Genomic DNA, 17,975 nt, shown 5'->3' with positions numbered 1-17,975 from the left:
CCGCGGTGATAGCAATCTTTGTGACGATAGATAAGTTAGCGTTCTACCGACATGTTACTACTCTTCCATTTTGATTTCATTTGAATGGGATCCAACATGTACGTGCTGAACAGGGTTCAATGCATCGTCATCGTTGTTATCACGAACTGTTTTTTGCAGAACAAAAGAGGACATTGTCAGGAACAAAGCCGTTACGGCGTAGTAACCTTTGACGGAAAGAATCTGCTCCAAATTAATAATCCCGATGAACATGCCCAGTAAGGCTAAAGCGAACGAGCTCCACGCCAGGAATGTGAAAGCCGATGTATTCCTTTTACGGGATTCGTACCCATCTTCCAAATTGTCTCGAATGACCTTCTGGAGTACGAACGCCGACATGGTAAGGAACAGCGCACATACCGCAAAATACCCCTTCACGCTAAGCGATTCCTCGAGTGTATATATCCCAATAAACATTGCCACGAAAGCCCCAATAAAAGACGCCCACGCCATAAAGGTAAATGCCGTTGTATTCCGTTTCCGCTGATTCATCATATTAAAATCCCCCTATCGTTGCCCTGCAACGAGTTATGAATGACTTGCTCTTGTTACTTAGTATATGGCGCTTTGTCTGGTCTAACTAGTACTATCTTCCAATAGTACCTACTCCTAAGACTTCCTAACATGAATTGCGCCTAAATGACGCGAAAGGAGTTGACACCCACATTTTAGTACTGTATAGTACTATTCATGACAAAGACAAAAAAGATTACCAATCGTGATGTTGTGCTCCAGACTGCTATGAACCTCTTTCTGACCAAAGGCTATTTGGCCACGAGTATGGACGAAATCGTGCTCGCTAGTTCGGTATCGAAAACGAATATTTACTATTATTTTAAAAGCAAGGAAGAACTCTTGGCCGCGATTCTCGATCAGCTTATCCAGACCTATTCGCAGCAGATGCAGGACATCGCAGCTCGTTCAGACTTACGTGTGCAGGAGCGGTTTGATCTGTTCCTTCAAAGCATGACAGGCACCGAAACTAGTTTCTTAGCCGGCTGCCCCTTCCTCACCCTGTATACGCAAATGCCGCAGGAGGCGGACGAACTCAAACGGAAAGTAGGCTTATTTTTTCAGGATCAAATGCACCTGGTCGAAGGCCTGCTCGTCGAAGGTGTGCGCAAAGGAGAATTCTCTCCTACACTTCCTACAAAAGCTGTCGCTGGGCTCATCGTCTCAACGCTCGAAGGCGCTCTTTTTCTACAGCATGCGAATCGAGATCCGGCTTTGCTAGGTCAGACGCTTACTACTTTAGCTCATTTGCTAAAGTAATTTTTTTGACCACGACTAGTACTGAATAGTACTATTGATTAATTGGAGACGAAACGGAGGCTATTCCATTGGCACATATTTTTATAACTGGCGGTACTGGATTTATCGGAACCCACACGTTAGACCAGCTTTCCCATGAGAATCACACGGTGTCCGTGCTCGTTCGGTCAAGATCGCGTTGGGAGCAAATTTGTAAGGGGCTTGGATGGACTGCTGTGGTGGGAACCTCTGCGGAATCCACGCGTATGCGCGAAGCTGACACTTTCTCCAACAGGATCCGCCCTGTAATCGGCGATTTGAGCATGCCTTGTCTTGGTTTGAGCCCTTCTGACAGGGATATGGTCCTGACTGCAGATGTTATCATCCATTCGGGCGGACCGATGAATATCCTGATCAGTGAGAACGAGGCACGCAAGGTTTTCTTGCAAGCTGCGGAAGAAATGCTTCGATTGGCTGCGGACATTCAGCAGCGCGCGGGATTAAAGCATTTTATCCATGTGGTTGGCTTCAAAAGCCCTTGGACAGATGAGAATATGCACAATCCCGCTCCCCTGATCGCGCATTTGGAACAAGGGCCGCCTTATGAGCTTATGAAATGCCTCGCAGATTTACGCATTCGGGAAGGTGCTAAGGCGTTGGGATTTCCTCTATCCATCGTGCATCCTAGTGTTGTCATCGGCAGCTCGCTGCATGGAGAAACGCCTCAAACTGGCGGTCTCGGCATTCTCGTCCGTGCTACCGCGCGCGGCTTGATGTCTATCGTACCCGGCGGCTCTACACATTGGTTGCCGCTTGTCCATGTCGATCATGTCGCCTCCTTTATCCATTTATTAACGAAAGAGGCGACACCGTCTTCGCAAACCTACTATTTATTGGATGATCCCAAGGTGAGCCCCTCCATGCAGGGTCTAGTTTCACTGATCGCCAAAGAATTGCGTGTCGGTAAGCCTCACGGATCGATCTCGCCAAGATGGCTGATTAAGCTTTTAGGCACACCATTAGGACAAAAGCTTGGTATTCCGAAGGAATCCCTAGAATTTATCGTGAAAACGAACACACCTTTCCCGATTGCACCGAAAGAAAGCTTGCTGCACAAACACGGGCTCCCGAACACAGTACGCAGTGAGATGCTGCCTTTTACGATTGCAGATCTTGATTTTCAGCTGGTGCATGGTCCCATGACTAATGAGGGGTTTGTGCGAGGGAAGCGAGGGCCTTTGGCTAGTCTGGAACGGAGTGGGATGCTAGATCGACGTGTAACGGAGCAGAGACAGGAACGGAGTGAACTAGGGCGAGTAACATGGAGTGACTCCAAACAGAGCGTAGAACGCATACCTTTCGTGCGGCCAACGTCCACCCTCCTTTTCGTGCACGGCACGTTGAGCGGAGCGGATTGTTTGCTCCCTCTGGCGTCGCAATTCCCAGAGCACGACGTCTGCCTGGTCGATCTGCCAGGCTTCGGACGTTCGCCCTACCATCACGCTGCCGACGTGATGGAGGGCCACATCGCAGCGCTCGTCGAGGCGATCCGCGCTTTCGACACCCCGGTTACGCTCGTGGGCCACTCGCTGGGCGGCCTCCTAGCCGCCCACGCCTACGCTCGCGTACCGGAGCGGATCCACAGGCTGCATCTGCTGCAGCCTGCCCTGCACCCCGCCGCGCGCAAGTACCGCAGCGCGCGTCTCAACCTTCTCGCGCTGCGCTGGCTGCGCGAGAAAGACCTGCGGAAGCAGCTGCTGACGCAGGGCTGCTTCACGGACATAAGTGACATACCGACTTCGTATGTCACTTATGTCCTGCAAGAGCTGCAGTCGCCGCGTGTGCGGAAGACGACTGCAGAGACTCTCTCTGCGCTGGCCTGCGCAGAGGCGGTTCCCCCGCAGCAGCTGGCGGAGCTGCTGCAAGAGGCCTCGATCCTGTGGGGCACACAGGATCGCGTATTCGCTTTGGCGGAGGAGCTTCGCTCCGCCCGCGTGCTCGAGATCGGGGCGGCGCACCATTTCCCGATCTCGCACCCCGAACTGACAGCCCAGCTGCTGCGGCAGCAAGGTCTATAGCCCTTTATCCATAAGCTCGCCTGTCTGCCCATGCGCTGGGTCCGGATAGGCGAGCTCTTTATCTTTTTCACCCAAGACATTCACCTATCGCCCACCAGCCGAATAACATAAGAGAAAACCTTCATCAAGGCCATTCCAGGGATGAAAGTTGAAGCAAACAGGCTCGGATACAGTCATTTCCGACTTCCTATCTCCTGAGCCTCCCACTTTGGGCGTCTCAGTTGAGCTTTAGCGAGTTTCACCTACTGAGACTGCCTTACGGGGAGGCTCGGTCATCTTTTTCAAGGAGGAAAACCCTATGCAAATTCACGTTGTCCAAAAGGGACAAACGTTGTATCGCATTTCACAAACCTATGGCGTGTCGGTCGAAGAAGTGGCAGCGGCGAATGAGTTGACCCCCAGTCAATCGTTAGTCATCGGACAGGCATTAGTTATTCCAATTGTCGGCTCCTACTACTGGGTGCAGCCTGGCGAGGGCTTGTACCGAATCGCACAAAAGCTCGGCATAGATCTAGACACACTCGCTTCCGTCAATGGACTTACGTTATATCAACCATTGCCGGTCGGTTTCCGATTATATATCCCCCCAACCACTCGTACACAAGCCGAGGTAAATGCTTATATTGAACCTAGAGGCGCGGATGTGTCGCCCGTTCTCGTTCAAGCTGCGCGAGAAGCGGCACCTCATTTGACCTATTTAGCTCCTTTCAGCTTCCGTATTAACCGAGACGGCACCTTGGTCAATCCGCCGCTTAACAATATGCGAGAAATCGCCCAGCAGCATGGCGTCACCCTGATGATGGTGCTCACTAACCTTGAGAATGATCAATTCAGCGCAGAGCTTGGGCACGTTATCCTAACTGACGAAGCTGTTCAAAATCGCCTGCTTCAGAACATCGAAACAACAGCGGAGAAGCTCGGGTTTAAAGATATCCATTTTGACATTGAACATCTGTTACCCGCGGATCGTGAGGCTTACAACAGCTTCCTGCGCAAATCGGTGGATCGCTTTCATCGTAAGGGGTGGCTGGTCTCCACGGCACTCGCACCAAAAACAAGTGCCACACAAGCTGGAGCTTGGTACGAAGCTCATGATTATAAAGCGCATGGCCAAATTGTCGATTTCGTCATTATCATGACCTATGAATGGGGCTACAGCGGCGGACCTGCTATGGCCGTTTCCCCGATCGGACCTGTTCGCAAGGTGTTAGAGTACGCTCGCAGTGAAATGCCCTCTTCTAAAATAATGATGGGGCAAAATTTGTACGGCTACGACTGGACGTTACCCTTTGTCAAAGGAGGCGCCTATGCCAAAGCTATTTCACCTCAGGCTGCGATCGATCTGGCCCGCAAATATAATGCGCAAATTCTGTACGATTACACCGCGCAAGCGCCGCATTTTAACTATTGGGATGACGCTGGCAAGGAGCATACGGTCTGGTTTGAGGATGCTCGTTCGATTCAAGCCAAGTTCCGTTTGATTAAAGAGCTTAGTCTTCGTGGTATTAGCTATTGGAAGCTGGGACTTAAATTCCCGCAGAACTGGCTGCTGCTTGAAGAAAATTTTAAAATCGTAAAACGCAGTTAACTCATAGAAGCCCCCTTCCCTTAATCACGGGAAAGCTGGGGCTTTTTTCGATATCCAAGCCTTCTCTCCATGCATAACTTCTCGTTCCCGGGGGAATATATGCTTACCTACACTGAATGACCCCTATCTACTAAATCCTTGGAGGCATGGAATAATGGTTCGTTCTATCAAATTAGCGTCTATTTCCTTCCTTACTTTTTCTCTACTGCTCGTGGCACATCAATATCGGCTGCATGCGCATGATCACGATCAGCACCTGTCGCAGACCGAAAATCTGCAAAGCTTGAAGACAGGCCCTGCCACCATGTATCAGACTAACCCCTTTGGCATGCCAGGGGCAGACACGCGATTACTCCCTGCTGCTAACTTGAATGGCCATGCAGCTGCTTATGGAATTACACCGCCAACGGCATTACGTGTTTCAACACTGCAAGCTCAGTCCGTTGTCGCTGCGCCCAAAGATAAAACCAGACACTGGTACACCTACCTAGGTTTATTGGGCTTACTCGGCATACTTGGACTGGGATCCCGCTCCAATTCTTCTTATTCGGAATAGCTTCAGGGCCAAATAAAAGCCTAGTTCCTGATCTTGGAACGGGCTTTTTCGCATGTTTTCAAGACAAATGTTTATTTTATAGACTTTTGTTTTAGACTGCGATAAGATAAGGAGAGAACGACGAAAGAGGGGAGCTTCCCATGGATCGTGAACAGCAAATCCTAGCGCTTATCCGTCAAAACCCTTTCATCTCCCAGCATGAAATGGCCGGTATCATCGGTATCTCCCGATCCGCCGTGGCTGGTTATATTGCTTCGCTGACCAAAAAGGGAACGATTCGCGGCAGAGCCTATGTCACCTCGGATGAACAAATGGTTGTCTGCATTGGCGGAGCAAATCTCGACAGTAAAGCCATTAGCAAGCAATCGATCCGCTTAGCTTCCTCCAATCCCGTGACGGTTTCTGAATCCTGCGGCGGCGTTGCTCGTAATATCGCTGAAGCACTAGCCGGATTAGCTTGTCAAACGGCACTTATAACGGTGGTTGGTGATGATAAAGCAGGCCAGTGGGTGCTAGAAGAAACGCGACGTCGAGGCGTCGACGTTAGCCAAGCCATCGTGCTTAAGGGAGCGAACACGGGGTCATACACCGCCCTTCTCGACACTTCAGGCGAGATGTTTCTCGCTTTTGCCAATATGGATATTTATGATACATTCACGACTGCGATGCTCAGGGACAAATGGTCCCATATTGCCGCCGCCAAGCTTGTGATCGCGGATACGAATCTACCGAGTGACACCTTAGAGGAGTTAATCCGTCGATGTCAGGCGGAGGATATACCGCTCTTCATCGATCCCGTTTCCTCGGAGAAGGCGAAAAAGCTTCCGTTCGATCTTTCCGGTGTGACGGCAATTTTCCCGAATTTAGAGGAAGCCGTTCAACTAGCTCATACGCCTTTAACCAAAGGCCAGGATGTCATTGATATGTTCTATTTAGAGCCTGACCGCACGAAAGTTGCTGGGGGCATTCGAGAACGCGGCGTGAAGCATGTTTTCATTACGCTAGGCAGCCAAGGTGTCCTCTATGTTGGTGAAGAAGGTGAACAATTGTTCCCTCCGATTCCAACCAATGTGGTTGAGGTCACGGGCGCTGGCGATGCTTTCTTGGCTGGTATTGTCTATGGCGTCACCCGTCAACAATCGTATTTAAAATCTTGTGAATACGGCCTTGCGGCTGCGCACATTACTCTTCAAACCAGTCAAACCACGTCCAGCGAGCTGAACGAGGAACGCTTACAACTTACGATAAACACGATGGCTAAAGGAGATTAAACCCATGTTACCTACCTCATATTTAACATTTACCGATGAAGTGAAGGAAGCTCTTGCGAACAATAAACCGATCGTAGCGTTGGAAACGACGATTATTTCTCATGGGATGCCTTACCCTCAAAATATCGAAATGGCGAAAAAGGTGGAACAAATCATCCGCGATAACGGCGCTGTTCCGGCAACGATCGGCATTATGGATGGCAAAATCAAGATCGGCTTAAACGAGCAGGAGCTCGAAGCTTTCGCGACGAACGGTCATGTTGAAAAAGTGAGCCGCCGCGACTTCCCGTATATCCTCTCTTCGGGCAAAATCGGCGCAACCACGGTATCTGCGACGATGATCGGCGCTGCTTTAGCGGGCATCGAAGTGTTCGCTACCGGCGGTATCGGCGGTGTTCACCGCGAGGGTGAAACCTCGATGGACATCTCCGCTGACTTGACGGAGTTAGCTCAAACAAACGTCGCCGTCGTCTGCGCCGGCGTGAAATCGATCCTCGATATTGGACGTACGCTCGAGTACTTGGAAACCCACGGCGTGCCCGTGGTTGGCTACCAAACGAGCGAGTTCCCGTCCTTCTACGCCCGCGAGAGCGGCTACGGCGTTGACTTCCGCCTCGATGAGGCGGCTGACGTGGCTGCCATGCTCCGCACGAAGTGGGAGCTGGGCCTCAGCGGCGGCGCCGTCATCGCCAACCCGGTCCCAGCGGAATCCGCTATGGACCATATTGAAATCGAAGCCGTCATCCAGCAAGCGCTGAATGAGGCCAAAGAGCAGAATGTGACCGGCAAGAAGGTCACGCCATTCTTGTTAGCGCGGATTAAACAGCTGACCGAAGGGCGCAGCCTGGATACGAACATCGCGCTCGTTTATCACAATGCGCAGACCGCCGCAAGGATTGCGGTTGCGTTGAAGAACTAGGTTTTAACATCAAATAGGGACATCACTACTCTAAGATGCAATGGACACGTAACGTGCCATACATCGTCAGAGAGTGATGTCCCTTTTTACTTTAACTTGATCGCTTCTTCGGAAGTAGCGCGGTGATTACTCTGTTACCCATATCGTTTTTTGTGCAAAAGGTAACCGCGCTGCCTTTGTTGGCATGGCGCCCTCTGGGTAACCGATATAGATGAAGCCGACCATATCTTCTTTACCGACAAGACCGAAGTTCTCTTTCATTTTCGGATGGTACGTGGGATCACCGGTACGCCAGATGGCGCCCAAGCCCAGCGCATGGGCAGTCAGCATCATGTTCTGCACAGCGCAGTGCACAGCAGCATACTCCTCGACCACAGGTACAACTGGCTTCTCAGCTGGAGAGACCGCCACCGCGATCACGAGTGGAGCTCGGAGCGCTTTCTTCTCATTGCTGCTGCGCAGCTTCTCTTCTTCCTCTTCAGACAGTACCGCATTTGCACCTGCCTTCGCTTCCGCAATGGCGACCTCGGCATAGCCACGTCCTAGTAGTTTTCTGCCTTCGCCTGACATCACCCAGAACCGCCAAGGCTCCGTATTCGCATGATTAGGCGCCCAGACGCCGGCTTCCAATATCTCCTCGATTAGCGCGTGCGGAACCGGATCCTGCTTAACCTTCCCAATACTTCGTCGCTGACGAATCGCTTCTTTCACATCCATGCTTCTCACTCCCACTTCGGTTCATATCTAAACTTAAATGTACATGTTCCCACTCTTATTTTCAATTTATATCACTATACGCACCTCGCTCCCGCACAAACACAAAAAAGGACCCCAACGAGCCTAACCTCGCGGAGTCCTTTCCCAAAACGTCTATGTGCCAAACCTTATTTGTCTTTTTTAGCGTGTGAACCGTCGCAGTTGCCCTCCGTGTTTTGCGTGTTGCCGCATGCACATTTACCCATGATCTCTACCTCCTCCAAATGCGATGTTGTTGGGTTTATTATATCTAACTCACTTACATTTGTAAAGCAGTTAATTAAAAGTTAGTTAATGAGGATAATTATCATTCTCATTTGACCCACCCATGCACACTCGCCTACAACTTACATATATTGCTAGTGCTCATCATTTTACAGAAAGGGGTCGGTCTCGATGTACAACGACCCAACTTTGTACCCCTATCCCCCAGTTCAGTATCATCAATATCCTGCTCATCCGTACCACTATGCACCTTACTGGGCGTGGGACCGCAACTATCCGCCTGTTAATACCAAAATGCTTTCTAGCTCAGTCGTTACTTCTGAACATCTATTGAAGGATGCCAATCTTCTCGTCAAAAAGCTCACAGACCCCGCGATCGCCCAGCAATTAATGACGAATGCTCAAAGAGGCAATCAAAAAGAAGTGGATCGCATCGTTCAGACCTTCGGCAGTGAGTCCGACATCAAAACCAGCTACTCCCCTAGTGCTATACAGTTCATGGTTGGTCCTCGCATTACCGGAAATCCATGCTGTCTAGTCACGATCATGCTCAAATGGGGCGAATGACAAAAAGAGCAATCTCGGCTCCTTAAGGAGTTGGGTTGCTCTTTTGTTTTGTAGAATAACGCTACATACGCCTCATATTTAGCTTTTACTTTAATGCTCAACGAACATCTACACTGCTCAGAAGCGGCCACGTAACCGCTAGCCAATGGGCTGCTGCAATGAGCACTAGCCAGTATACACTGTAATAAACATCCAACTTGGAGTAGGAGGATACATAATAATACGTGCGTTTACGACTCATCGAAAAACGCTTCGCTTCCATTGCAACTGCCGTCCTATGGGCACGGCGAATGCTTTGAGCCAGCAGCGGGATAGCGATCATTCGCATCGTGGTATACCACGATGTGAGTGGATTCCGCTGCTTGCGCTTGCCCCTAACCTTGAGCGCGCAGCGAAGCGTCTGGAACTCCTCTAAGATGACGGGCAGCATACGCAGTGCTGCTAGAAAGCTGTACGCGTACTTCGGCGCTACCTTCCACTGCTGCATCATCGCGTAAAACAGCGCGACAGGCCGCGTGGTCAAGCTGAACAGTAAGCCAACCGAGGCTACTTGCATACCGCGCAAACCAAGATGGATACCGCGGTAAAAGCTTTCCTCTGTGATTCGAATAATCCCGAAGTGAAACCATAGGGTCTCTCCGGTCCCGAACATCATCATCCCCGCAGAGGATGACACAAAGATGAGCAGAAATGGCGACGCATATAGCAATAATCTTTTGGCAGGATGACCCGACAGCAACGCCAGCGGAAGCAGCGCGCCGATCGTCAGGAACAGCATCAAGTTAATGTTATGTGTGAAAACGACCACGATGAATAGCAGAATCGACAAGACGAGCTTCACACCTGGATTCACCCGATGCAGCCACGTTTCGCGAAAGCTGAAGGTTATTTGCATATCAGCGGCTCACCTCCGGTGACGGCATGCGTTAGGGGTGCGGGCGCGCTTTCTGTAACGCGCCCCGCTTCGACCTGCCAGACGCGCGTAGCCCAGCGCCGGACGATCTCGTGATCGTGGGTTACCATCACGATCACAGTCCCGCTGGCGCGCAGCAGCTCCAGCTGCTCGAGCATGCGCAGCGTGCCGCGCGCATCGAGCCCGAAGGTGGGCTCATCCAGCAGCAGGATGCGCGGCCCGCGAACCATCGCGGACGCCACGCTCAACCTGCGCTTCTGGCCCATCGAGAGCTGGAACGGGTGCCGCTCGCGCAGCGCGAGCAGGTCGTACTCCTGGAGCAGCAGCTCAGCCGCTGCCCACTGCCCGTTCCTCGGCTGACCCTCTGGCATGCCATAGGTCAGCTCTTCCTCCACGGAGTTCGTAACGAACTGGAACTCCGGGTTCTGGAACACAAAGCCGACTTGCTCTGCAAGCTGCTCGACTTTGTTGCCCTTTGCGCCCGCGATCACACAGCTTCCGCGGGTCGGAATGAGCCGCATGATTGCGAGGAGGAGCGAGCTTTTGCCTGCGCCGTTGGCACCGACAACGGTGATCCAATCGCCAGGATATACATGAAAGTTATCCACAGAGGTCCTGATTTGTCCGCTGCGAAGTCCGACGAAATCCCGGAAGACCATGACGGGCTCTATGGACTGTAGGCTTTGTTGGAGGGTTCCTTGCTCATCTACCTTCGCATTCGCTTGCGGGTTCTCCTTGGCATAATCCTCCCACACCTCGGGATACCAAATGCCATATTCCCTGATCTGTTCCTTGTACGTCTTGAACATGGCATCCGGTGCCCCATCTGCCAAAACTCCACCCTCAGGTGTCAGGATGATCAAACGGTCGAGAAGATCCAGCATGCCGCTAATTTTGTGCTCAACGATGAGGAGGGTTTTGTCCCCGCTAATCGACCGGATCGTGTCCCACACCTGCTTCGTGCCCTCATCATCCAACAGCGCCGTGGGCTCATCGAGGAAGATCACCTCTGGCTCTAACGCCAGTACGCTGGCAATTGCTAGTCGCTGCTTCATCCCTTGAGACAGCGTACTAATCAGCGTGTGAGCATCCGGTAAATGAAGGCCGACCAGCGCCAAGTAATGCTGAATGCGCGCAGGCATTTCTTCGCGCGGCACTTCCTGATTTTCCAACACGAACGCGATCTCTTCGTCAATATAGGGCATACAGAACTGCGTATCTGGATCCTGAAACACATACCCCCACCGGCTAGGTCTGCGAATCTCATCCGCTTTGAGCGGAAGCTCGATCATGTCAGGGACGATCCCGCTCAGTACCTGAAGCAAGGTAGATTTGCCGCATCCGCTTGGTCCCAGAAGCAGCACCTTCTCACCAGGCTCGATGGAAAAGGAAACCCCCTGAAAGATCAGGGGGGCGTCGTCACCGGGATATTTTAACCGTAGATTCGTAACGCTCATTCCTTCACTCATCTCAATTACCCCAGTACGTCGTAATCTTTTTTGGAAACGGGACGAATCAAATTCAGTACACCCGTGCGAGACAATGCACTCGTCAAATAGTACGCGAACACACCAGCGATCAAAGCGCTGCCCAGTAGTCGCAAGCTAACGAATAAAACGTAATTCCAGAAGGTCAGCTGCTCGATATAGCCATAGTAGGTATCCACAAATATGGACATGATCGCTGAAGCAAAGGCTGCGAGAATGGCTACCCCCACGGTTGTACGACGGTAGCGGAATAAGGCAAACGCCAGCTCTGCACCAAGTCCTTGAAGCAAACCAAACACGAGCGTTGCCACTCCCCAATGGCCGCCATATAGTGCCTCAATCGTTGCAGCCGCCACTTCTGCCAACAGGGCAACCCCTGGCTTACGGATAACGAGGAACGCGAAGGTTGCGGCCATGAACCACATGCCGTAGCTCAACTGCTCTGCATGCAAGCCTAGCGGCTTCAATAGATCATAGAACGGTCCCCAAATCCGATAAATCACACCGAACACCGCTGAAATGACAATCGTGATCAAAATATCAGTCAGCTTTAACCCTTTTTTACTTACTTCTTGCTGTGCCATCTTCTACTCGACTCCTTTTCCCAATCCATATTTGTCAATGAGATAGGCGAACATGCCAACCTTGGATACATCGCTCCATCGTCCTTAAGGACAAAAAAAGCCCGCCGGATTAACGGCAGGCTTGAACATTTGTGCAAAAAAAGCACATCAGGTCTCTACGCTGGCATTATCCAGATCAGATTAACGGTCAGTGGCATAGGGCCACTATCTCAGCCTGACTTCATCAAGCACCCGTGTTGCTATTCATTTGGCTTAACTGTAGCGGATTAGCCGCTTTTTGGCAATCCTTTTTTTCCCAAAGATTTCTCGTAGAAGTTGACTCTACCCCAAAGAAAAACTACAATTTGTAGTGTCTTCATTATTTTTCAATAACTAGAAGGGGACTGATACGATGACAATGTTGCTCAATATTGGACTAGCCATACTCATTGCGGCTATTAGTAGCTACGTGCTGGCAGCAAGAATGAACAACGATAACAACTCACGGTTGAAAAAGGCCGAAAAGCAAGCCCTGAAGAAGAAGCATAAAACCTGGCTCCTAATTTCACATGCCCTACTCATTATCGCGATTGGCAGTATAGGTACTTCACTCATTCAAAGCTCAGCCAGCAAGTATAGTCTAGATACGCTTAATTACCATGCCAACATTCAGGTCACAACAGATAAAGATTACGGACGCGATCATAAGGACGGCACCTTGATGTACGAGATGAAAATCCCTACATCGGGCATACATAGCCCTCATGATTTGAAATTCGGATTCTATAAAGAGAGACCTGGTTATGAGATGCTTGTCCACAATCTGGAGCATGGCGATATCATCATTCATTATCATCCAGATGCACCGAAAGAGCTGCTCGATCAAATCGAGTACTTGACCCATTTCAAGACCGCCGGCGCAGGTGTTCTCGCGGTTCCCAATGTGGATGTGCCTGCCGATCAAGAGGTCGTTGTTACAGCTTGGACGAAAACGATGCCACTCGCCAAATTCGATGAAGCTAGTGTCGGCACGTTTATTTACGAATATATCAACAAAGGTCCTGAGCAAATTCCGGCTAACGTGCGTCTTGGCGGCGGAACGATGTAGTTATTTGCGAATGGTTTCACGATCTGAAACTAGCTCGGTTGGTACTAAACCCGTAATTCTTCGGAATACGCGATAAAAATAAGAAGGATCGTTATAGCCGATAAACTCGGCTATTTCGGTTACAGTCAGAGCGGAATGCCGCAGCATGTAGACGGCTGTTTTGATCCTCGTGACGTGAACGAATTCGCTGATGGTTTGACCTGTAACTTGACGAAAAAGGGACGCTGCATAATTCGGAGATCGGTTAATGCAAGCACCTAGCTCATCCTTTGTTACATGTTCGCGGTAATGATTCTGAATATATCCCTTCATTTGTTCCACGAGTAGTGCGGTTGCCGAGGTTGTGGCCGCTTGATCCCACTCCCGCTGGAGATACACAAACAGCTCTTGCCCGTGCGCTTCGCATAGCGCCTGGTAATAGGGCTGTTTGTCTTGCCACCCTCTGTGCATCAGTCGCAGCCGTTCGGCAATGATATCGAATTTCCCCGTTTGCCGGCAGGTGTGGGACGTAAGTTGAAACAGCGGGAAGACGTCCGAGGCTGTTCGTGCATCGAAGTGCAGCACAAATTTCTCATGAATTTTGGTGGGCACACTTCGTCCATAATAGGGTGTATTGCTTGGAATGAGCAGCCATTGCCCCTTCTCTAGCACTTGTTTTTTCTCGCGAATCCAGTACACACAGCGGCCATAGATCACGAAAACAAGCGTCCAATCGGGGCGAATATTGGGCTGTTCCTCGTTCCATGTACTGCTTTTATCATAGTGGATGCCTGTTAGCTGCATAGGAGTCTCGCCATCCTTTTATCGTACTATATTACATATAGCATACTATAGTTCATAGAAAGTCGCATCAATAAGGCATATAATGAAGCCAACTAATCTCTTACATTCGAAAGGAAGTCCTTCACGATGCGTAAAACGAAAATCATTTGTACCATGGGTCCTGCATGCGACTCCGTCTCTACCCTGAAAGAATTAATTCGCGCTGGCATGAGCGTCGCGAGATTAAATATGGCTCACGGCGATCTGGACGAGCACCGCGGTCGAATTCAGCGTGTACGCCAAGCTGCCCAAGAAATGGGTACAATTATCCCGATTCTGATGGATATCAAAGGTCCTGAAATCCGCATCGGACAATTGAAAGATGCTTCCTATGATTTACAAACGGGCGATCGTATCGTCTTGACGACCGAACAAATTATCGGCGACTCCAGCCGCGTATCCGTGAACTACCCAGGTTTGCCCCAAGATGTGAAACCTGGCAATCTTGTGCTAATCGACGACGGCTCCATCGAGCTGCGCGTTGAAATGATTGACGGTACAGAGGTTACTTGTACGGTATTGAACCCTGCTCAGTTGAAACAACGTAAAGGTGTTAACTTGCCGGGCGTACGTACTTCCCTGCCAGGTGTAACCGAGCGCGATGTGATGCACATCAAATTCGGTGTTGAGGAAAACATTTCGATTGTTGCCATGTCCTTCGTTCGTAACGGTAACGATGTTCGAGAGGTTCGTGCGCTTCTGGAGCAGCACGGCGCAGGTTTGACACCGATTATATCGAAAATTGAAAACGAAGAAGGCATGACGAACTTCGCTTCCATCTTGGAAGCATCCGACGGTATCATGGTTGCCCGTGGCGATCTTGGTGTTGAAATTCCGACTGAAGAAGTTCCGATTGCACAAAAAGATATGATTCGTGCTTGTAACCTAGCTGGTAAACCGGTTATTACAGCTACGCAAATGCTGGATTCCATGCAGCGTAACCCGCGTCCGACTCGCGCTGAAGTGAGTGACGTCGCTAATGCCGTTCTTGACGGCAGTGACGTTGTGATGCTTTCCGGCGAGACAGCTGCAGGGAAATATCCGATCGAGTCCGTGACGATGATGGCCACAATCGCTGAGCGCGTTGAGCAAACAATGGTGCGCAGCTCCTTGGTTGATGCACAGCTTCAATCCAACAACGAAATCACGGAAGTGTTGTGCCAAGCAGTCGTATCCTCCGCGAACAAGCTGCATGCTGCCGCGATTTTGACACCGACCGAGACTGGCTTCACAGCGCGAATGATTGCCAAATACCGCCCAGAAGCTCCGATTATCGCGGTGACGACTAGTCAACACGCGATTAGCCAATTGAGCATGGTACAGGGCGTTATCCCTGTTCTTGGTGAGTTCTGCGAATCGACGGACGCGATGATTCGCTCCGCGATCAGCCAAGCTGAGACGCTTGGTTATGTGAAAAAAGGCGACCTCACTGTCGTCTCCGCCGGTATTCCGGTTGGGAAGTCCGGTACAACTAACCTGTTGAAGGTTGAGCGGGTATAGGGGCACCGCCTCAGCAAGCTTGGATCGAGATAAGGTGATGGTATCATCTTATTTCGGGCTTTTTGCTGTTCTTGCTAGAAATAAAGTGATGACGTAACGCTATTGTGATAAAACCTGAGAAAACATCAGCTTTTGGCGTTATTAGCGTTATCGCGTAACGCTAATTTACAATTGGGTGTCCGCTGGTGAGGAATAGCGTTATCCTGTAATGTTATCTAAAGCCGCTTGCATAGCCTTGGGTCCTGAACGGTAGGTTCGAAATTTCGAGCAATCGCGAGGAAATCGGCAGTAGACCTATAAGCCTCCCTTCCACCTTTGTCCGGTGGAATGGGGGCTTTTTGAGTTGGCGAGGCGTCCTTGGATCGGCCTGAGTGATGAACCCGCTAAATTTGTTGGAAAACGGGACACACTAGAGTAACAATTTTCAATAGCGCAACGGAGGACGGCTGTGATTATTCGACTTGGATTCGTATCTACCGCAATGGCGATTTTCAATAACACGCCTAGCTCGACGTTCACCTATAAGCTTTTCTCCGAGCGGCCGCGCGAGGAGGCGATGCAGCGTGCCATTGCAATTGGTCGCAAAAACCTCCAAGCGACACAGCGAATTCTCTATTATAATGCGGCTCACGGCATTCGGTTGTTCCGGCTGTCATCCGCACTAATCCCACTGGCGACTCATCCGGATGTGCGGATTGATGTGGCCGCCGAGTATGCGGACGAGCTGCGAGCTCTCGGCGACTTTGCAAAGGCGCACGATATTCGGCTCAGCATGCATCCGAACCAATTCACGCTCCTGAATGGGAGCGATAAGGTGGTCGATGCCGCCATCGACGATTTGAATTACCATACGGCTATTCTAGATGGCATGGGGCTGGACGAAACAGCCATCATTAACATCCATGTTGGCGGCGTATATGGCGATAAAGAAGCCGCTACGCAGAAGCTCTTCGATAACGCACCGAAGGTGCCGAAGCATGCGATGCGGCGGCTTACGTTTGAGAACGATGACAAAACGTACACGCTCGAAGAAACGCTCGTGGTCAGCCAGAAGCTGCAGCGGCCATGTATGCTCGATTTACACCACGACTGGTGCAATCCCTCGGCGGTTTCCCCTCTTGAGCTGCTGCCCCAGATTGCGCAGACTTGGGGCGACCTGCCGATGAAGATCCACGTCTCCTCGCCTAAGAGCGAGAAGGAATTCCGCTCGCACGCTGACTATATCGAGCCAGAGATGCTGACAGCTTTTCTCAAAAGCTGCAAAGAGATCGATCTCCCCCGCATCGACGTCATGATTGAAGCGAAGGTAAAGGATTTGGCATTGTTCCGTTTAGCTGAGCAGCTGGGTAAAATCCGCGGTGTTAAGCGGCTGGATGGCGGGGTTTTGAGCTGGTGAGAATAGTTTACACAAAATAAAAACCGCGTCTGATGTCCTCAGACGCGGTTCTTTTTCGTTGTATCGATGACGGGTGTCGCGAGATTACTATTCTTCACATGGCGCAAGGCATTAATCTCTCCTCCGATAATGATAATGAGCGCTGAAATGTAGAACCAAGTCATCAACACGATGATCCCCCCGATGCTGCCATACGTCGCGCTGTAGCTCGTGAAGTTATTGACATAAAAGGAGAAGCCCCACGACGTACCTTGCCAACCAGTGGCTGCGAATATGGCGCCTGGCAGCACGCTTTTACACGTTAAGCAGGTATTGGGCGCGATGTAGTAGATACCGATGAAAACGATGAAAATAATAATAAAGTTAATAATCCACCGCAGATGGTTCCACAGTTCAATATGTGCTGCCGCTATATGAACATGCTCCGCCGTCCAATCGCCAATACGATGTCCGAATACGCTGAGCAGCAGCGCCGATACGATCACCACGAGCATACCTAAAGTCAGCATAACGGCTAGAAAACGTGAATGGATGAAGCTTTTGCGTGCTGGCAGTCCATACGCTTTATTTACTGAACGCACGATCGCATTCATCGCCGCGCTGGCACTCACTAAGGCTAAGATTAAACCGAAGGACAGCGTGCCCCCCCTTTTGACATCGAGGATGTTACTGAGCGTATCCTCCAACCACCCCGCCACAGCACCCGGAATATATTCACGGATTAAACCAATCACATCGTCAGAGGAGAAAGGCAAGTACCCCAACAAGCTCATCACAAATAGCAGCAGCGGAAATATGGAGAGCAGAAAGTAGTACGCGCACTCAGCAGCAAGCCCCGTGGCATCGTGTTCGTTAAACTGTTTCCACAGCAATTTAGCGTAAGATTTAACCATACGTCTATTTTTCCTTTCATACGGCTGTATTTGTGATAAAATA

The 17,975-nt window shown here is 50.6% G+C and carries 17 protein-coding genes, 1 pseudogene and 1 riboswitch; of the genes and pseudogenes, 10 read left to right on the top strand and 8 right to left on the bottom strand.

What is annotated here, in order from left to right; translation table 11 throughout:
* Positions 1–57: 57 nt before the first annotated feature.
* Together AC1DVJ_RS05725 and AC1DVJ_RS05720 are read right to left on the bottom strand one after the other, a co-directional pair.
* Positions 58–378 carry a YiaA/YiaB family inner membrane protein gene (locus AC1DVJ_RS05725; RefSeq protein ID WP_477589272.1) on the bottom strand — a complete coding sequence of 107 codons (321 nt, stop codon included), beginning with the start codon at positions 376–378 and terminating at the stop codon, positions 58–60.
* Positions 355–492: pseudogene (locus AC1DVJ_RS05720) on the bottom strand (YiaA/YiaB family inner membrane protein); the annotation flags it as partial. The pseudogene AC1DVJ_RS05720 and the gene AC1DVJ_RS05725, both read right to left, overlap by 24 nt.
* Before the next feature lie 237 nt (positions 493–729).
* On the opposite strand from AC1DVJ_RS05720, the gene AC1DVJ_RS05715 reads away from it, so the two are divergent.
* The 6 genes from AC1DVJ_RS05715 (at position 730) to AC1DVJ_RS05690 (ending at position 7,702) form a co-directional block, all read left to right on the top strand.
* Positions 730–1,311: a TetR/AcrR family transcriptional regulator gene (locus tag AC1DVJ_RS05715; RefSeq protein ID WP_477589054.1), complete on the top strand. Its 582-nt coding sequence runs from the start codon at positions 730–732 to the stop codon at positions 1,309–1,311.
* A 68-nt stretch (positions 1,312–1,379) separates the two neighbouring features.
* Positions 1,380–3,368: an alpha/beta fold hydrolase gene (locus tag AC1DVJ_RS05710; RefSeq protein WP_477589052.1), complete on the top strand. Its 1,989-nt coding sequence runs from the start codon at positions 1,380–1,382 to the stop codon at positions 3,366–3,368.
* Positions 3,369–3,666: 298 nt separating this feature from the next.
* Entirely contained in the window at positions 3,667–4,956 is a 1,290-nt protein-coding gene (locus AC1DVJ_RS05705) for a LysM peptidoglycan-binding domain-containing protein (RefSeq protein ID WP_477589050.1), read from the top strand.
* A 154-nt stretch (positions 4,957–5,110) separates the two neighbouring features.
* Complete coding sequence (locus AC1DVJ_RS05700) at positions 5,111–5,512, top strand: hypothetical protein (protein WP_477589048.1); 402 nt, start codon at positions 5,111–5,113, stop codon at positions 5,510–5,512.
* Positions 5,513–5,652: 140 nt separating this feature from the next.
* Positions 5,653–6,783, top strand: a complete 1,131-nt coding sequence (locus AC1DVJ_RS05695) for a carbohydrate kinase (protein ID WP_477589047.1) — start codon at positions 5,653–5,655, stop codon at positions 6,781–6,783.
* 4 nt (positions 6,784–6,787) lie between these two features.
* The gene (locus AC1DVJ_RS05690) at positions 6,788–7,702 is read left to right on the top strand and encodes a pseudouridine-5'-phosphate glycosidase (RefSeq protein ID WP_477589046.1); all 915 of its coding nucleotides are present in this window, start codon (positions 6,788–6,790) and stop codon (positions 7,700–7,702) included.
* A gap of 126 nt (positions 7,703–7,828) precedes the next feature.
* Here the strand turns inward: AC1DVJ_RS05690 and AC1DVJ_RS05685 are convergent, their stop codons facing one another.
* A complete protein-coding gene (locus tag AC1DVJ_RS05685) occupies positions 7,829–8,419 on the bottom strand; it encodes a nitroreductase family protein (protein WP_477589044.1) in 591 nt (196 codons plus the stop codon).
* Between the two features lie 435 nt (positions 8,420–8,854).
* On the opposite strand from AC1DVJ_RS05685, the gene AC1DVJ_RS05680 reads away from it, so the two are divergent.
* Positions 8,855–9,250: a YuzC family spore coat inner layer protein gene (locus AC1DVJ_RS05680; RefSeq protein WP_477589042.1), complete on the top strand. Its 396-nt coding sequence runs from the start codon at positions 8,855–8,857 to the stop codon at positions 9,248–9,250.
* A 97-nt stretch (positions 9,251–9,347) separates the two neighbouring features.
* Here AC1DVJ_RS05680 and AC1DVJ_RS05675 read toward each other — a convergent pair whose 3' ends face one another.
* Genes AC1DVJ_RS05675 through AC1DVJ_RS05665 form a run of 3 tightly spaced genes read right to left on the bottom strand, consistent with a single transcriptional unit; the run spans position 9,348 to position 12,234 of the window.
* A complete protein-coding gene (locus AC1DVJ_RS05675; RefSeq protein ID WP_477589040.1) occupies positions 9,348–10,145 on the bottom strand; it encodes an energy-coupling factor transporter transmembrane component T family protein in 798 nt (265 codons plus the stop codon).
* Positions 10,136–11,632 (bottom strand): ABC transporter ATP-binding protein, encoded by a 1,497-nt coding sequence (locus tag AC1DVJ_RS05670; RefSeq protein WP_477589039.1) that lies wholly within the window; start codon positions 11,630–11,632, stop codon positions 10,136–10,138. The genes AC1DVJ_RS05675 and AC1DVJ_RS05670 overlap by 10 nt, the downstream gene beginning before the upstream one ends.
* 5 nt (positions 11,633–11,637) lie before the next feature.
* Positions 11,638–12,234 carry an ECF transporter S component gene (locus AC1DVJ_RS05665; protein WP_477589037.1) on the bottom strand — a complete coding sequence of 199 codons (597 nt, stop codon included), beginning with the start codon at positions 12,232–12,234 and terminating at the stop codon, positions 11,638–11,640.
* Between the two features lie 135 nt (positions 12,235–12,369).
* A riboswitch (TPP riboswitch) is annotated at positions 12,370–12,479 on the bottom strand.
* A 146-nt stretch (positions 12,480–12,625) separates the two neighbouring features.
* Here AC1DVJ_RS05665 and AC1DVJ_RS05660 point away from each other — a divergent pair.
* Positions 12,626–13,321: a DUF3105 domain-containing protein gene (locus AC1DVJ_RS05660; RefSeq protein ID WP_477589036.1), complete on the top strand. Its 696-nt coding sequence runs from the start codon at positions 12,626–12,628 to the stop codon at positions 13,319–13,321.
* Here the strand turns inward: AC1DVJ_RS05660 and AC1DVJ_RS05655 are convergent, their stop codons facing one another.
* Positions 13,322–14,104, bottom strand: a complete 783-nt coding sequence (locus tag AC1DVJ_RS05655; protein WP_477589034.1) for a helix-turn-helix transcriptional regulator — start codon at positions 14,102–14,104, stop codon at positions 13,322–13,324.
* Between the two features lie 126 nt (positions 14,105–14,230).
* Here AC1DVJ_RS05655 and pyk point away from each other — a divergent pair, with 126 nt between their 5' ends.
* Both pyk and uvsE read left to right on the top strand, forming a co-directional pair.
* Entirely contained in the window at positions 14,231–15,643 is a 1,413-nt protein-coding gene (gene pyk / locus AC1DVJ_RS05650) for a pyruvate kinase (RefSeq protein WP_477589033.1), read from the top strand.
* Positions 15,644–16,091: 448 nt separating this feature from the next.
* Positions 16,092–17,039 (top strand): UV DNA damage repair endonuclease UvsE, encoded by a 948-nt coding sequence (gene uvsE, locus AC1DVJ_RS05645; protein WP_477589031.1) that lies wholly within the window; start codon positions 16,092–16,094, stop codon positions 17,037–17,039.
* A gap of 38 nt (positions 17,040–17,077) precedes the next feature.
* Here uvsE and AC1DVJ_RS05640 read toward each other — a convergent pair whose 3' ends face one another.
* Positions 17,078–17,932 carry a YihY/virulence factor BrkB family protein gene (locus tag AC1DVJ_RS05640; protein ID WP_477589030.1) on the bottom strand — a complete coding sequence of 285 codons (855 nt, stop codon included), beginning with the start codon at positions 17,930–17,932 and terminating at the stop codon, positions 17,078–17,080.
* Positions 17,933–17,975: the final 43 nt, after the last annotated feature.

Source organism: Paenibacillus sp. P4_A9 (assembly GCF_056402415.1).
The sequence above is the reverse complement of the archived record's forward strand: the minus strand, read 5'-3'. Positions and strand labels throughout refer to the sequence as shown.